Here is a 1,462-nt window from a genome sequence, read left to right as displayed (position 1 = left end):
TCGTGCGCAAGGTGCTCATCGCCAACCGAGGCGAAATCGCTGTCCGCGTTGCCCGGGCGTGCCGGGACGCCGGAATCGGGAGTGTGGCCGTCTACGCCGACCCCGACCGGGACGCCCTGCACGTGCGCGCGGCGGACGAGGCCTACGCACTGGGCGGTGACACCCCGGCCACCAGCTACCTCGACATCACCAAGGTCCTGGCCGCGGCCGCCGATTCAGGTGCCGACGCCATCCACCCCGGCTACGGCTTCCTGTCCGAGAACGCCGAATTCGCCCAGGCCGTCCTGGACGCCGGACTGACCTGGATCGGCCCCCCGCCCCAGGCCATCCGCGACCTCGGCGACAAAGTCGCGGCCCGCCACATCGCCCAGCGCGCCGGCGCACCCCTGGTCGCCGGCACCCCCGACCCGGTCTCCGGCGCCGACGAAGTCGTGGCCTTCGCCGAACAGCACGGCCTGCCCATCGCCATCAAGGCCGCCTTCGGCGGCGGCGGCCGCGGCCTGAAGGTCGCCCGCACCCTCGAAGAAGTCCCCGAGCTGTACGACTCCGCCGTCCGCGAGGCCGTCGCCGCCTTCGGCCGCGGCGAGTGCTTCGTCGAGCGCTACCTCGACCGCCCCCGGCACGTGGAGACCCAGTGCCTGGCCGACCAGCACGGCAACGTCGTCGTCGTCTCCACCCGTGACTGCTCCCTCCAGCGCCGCCACCAAAAGCTCGTCGAAGAAGCCCCCGCACCGTTCCTGAGCGACGAGCAGAACGCCGAGCTCTACCGCGCCTCCAAGGCCATCCTCAAGGAAGCCGGCTACCAGGGCGCGGGCACCTGCGAATTCCTCGTCGGCCAGGACGGCACCATCTCCTTCCTGGAGGTCAACACCCGCCTCCAGGTCGAGCACCCGGTCACCGAAGAGGTCACCGGCCTGGACCTGGTCCGCGAGATGTTCCGCATCGCCGACGGCGAAGAACTCGGCTACGACGACCCGCCGGTACGCGGCCACTCCTTCGAGTTCCGCATCAACGGCGAGGACCCCGGCCGCAACTTCCTCCCGGCCCCCGGCACCGTCACCACCTTCCAGGCCCCCGCCGGCCCCGGCGTGCGCCTGGACGCGGGCGTGGAGTCCGGCTCCGTCATCGGCCCGGCCTGGGACTCCCTGCTCGCCAAGCTCATCATCACCGGCGCCACCCGCCAGCAGGCCCTGCAACGCGCCGCCCGCGCACTGGAAGAATTCACCGTCGAGGGCATGGCCACCGCCCTCCCCTTCCACCGCACGGTCGTCAAAGACCCCGCGTTCGCACCCGAGCTGACCGGCTCCACCGCACCGTTCCAGGTCCACACCCGCTGGATCGAGACCGAGTTCGTCAACGACATCAAACCGTTCGCCGCACCCGGCACCGACGAGACCGAGCCCGACACCCGCGAGACGGTCGTCGTCGAGGTCGGCGGCAAGCGCCTGGAAGTCTCGCTGCC

Annotated in this window: 1 protein-coding gene; it reads left to right on the top strand. The window is 71.4% G+C overall.

All coding sequences use genetic code 11. From position 1 onward, the window contains the following. Window positions 1-2: 2 nt before the first annotated feature. Window positions 3-1,462: acetyl-CoA carboxylase biotin carboxylase subunit (locus ACZ4QV_RS42460; RefSeq protein WP_467764569.1), on the top strand; the 1,460-nt coding region annotated here is incomplete at its 3' end.

It is taken from the genome of Streptomyces sp. NPDC026394 (genome assembly GCF_055567735.1).
This window is presented reverse-complemented; position numbering and strand designations above follow the sequence as displayed.